Below are 952 nucleotides of genomic sequence, written 5' to 3'. Positions count from 1 at the left end.
CTTTAGGCGGTCTGCGGTGGCTCAGGGCACTTCCGTCTGACAAGTCGCGGCAATCTGGCTGACCGCCTCACCGAAGCCGGCCAGGTCGAAATCGGCCTGACCGCGCCCGGACAGCAGCCCGAAACGCCACGACAGCAGCAGGCGATTTGCCGGAACGAGGCGCTTTATGCCGTCGGCGCCATCGCGCATCAGCATCCTGGCGCGTGTGCCGACCGACCAGCTCTCGTCGAATTTGCTGTCCCTGTCGATCGTGACCGACATGGTGATTTTCCGGCTGGCGGAGACCGCGTCGTTCAACTGCAGCCATTCGGTCCAGGCGGGCTCGCCGTCCGCCCGGCAGGCAATTGTCAGCACCGGGCTGTAGCTCAGCGCGCCGCCCCCGGTGATCAACTTGTTAGTGGCATAGAGAGAGGCGGTGACGAGGCCGTCATTGCCGGTATCGAAACGCCAATTGTCCGTGCCGGCCCCGGCAGCGCCGCAGGCCAAGGCCAGGAAAAACACGGTGGCGGCAGCGCGCCTCAGTTCCACGAACACCCGCAACGACATTGCCAACTACCTCTGGTCTTCCAACCAACCAGATAATGATCAAGGCTTCGCACCGCCACCGGTGCCCACCAGGAACGAATCCGATGTTGCAATTTCGCAACGAAAAAGGCCGCCCGGAGGCGGCCTTTCGGAATTCGTTGGAATGTCCGGTCTATTCGGCGTCCTTGGCCGCCTTTTTCTTCGGTGCGGCCTTCTTCTTCGGCTCTTCCGCGTCGTCGGCTTTCTTGTCGTCAGCCTTCTTCGCGGCGGCCTTCTTGGCCGGCTTCGCCTTGGTCGCGGTTTCGGCCTCCTCGTCGTCGGCCATCAGCTCTTCCTTGCTGACCTTGACGTCGGTGACCGAGATCTGTTCGAGCAGGTTCGTCGCTTCCCGGCCAACCAGCAGCAGGAAGCTTTCGAGTTCTATCGC

Annotated in this window: 1 protein-coding gene and 1 pseudogene; both read right to left on the bottom strand. The window is 62.6% G+C overall.

The window, feature by feature from the left end; genetic code table 11:
* Positions 1–21 precede the first annotated feature (21 nt).
* Complete coding sequence (locus EOA36_RS36195) at positions 22–546, bottom strand: hypothetical protein (RefSeq protein ID WP_167531454.1); 525 nt, start codon at positions 544–546, stop codon at positions 22–24.
* A 151-nt stretch (positions 547–697) separates the two neighbouring features.
* Positions 698–952, bottom strand: a pseudogene (locus tag EOA36_RS36190) (hypothetical protein); the annotation flags it as partial.

It is taken from the genome of Mesorhizobium sp. M8A.F.Ca.ET.021.01.1.1, assembly GCF_003998025.1.
Classification (GTDB): domain Bacteria; phylum Pseudomonadota; class Alphaproteobacteria; order Rhizobiales; family Rhizobiaceae; genus Mesorhizobium.
Note: the sequence above shows the minus strand (reverse complement) of the source record. Positions and strands in the feature narration are given on the sequence as shown.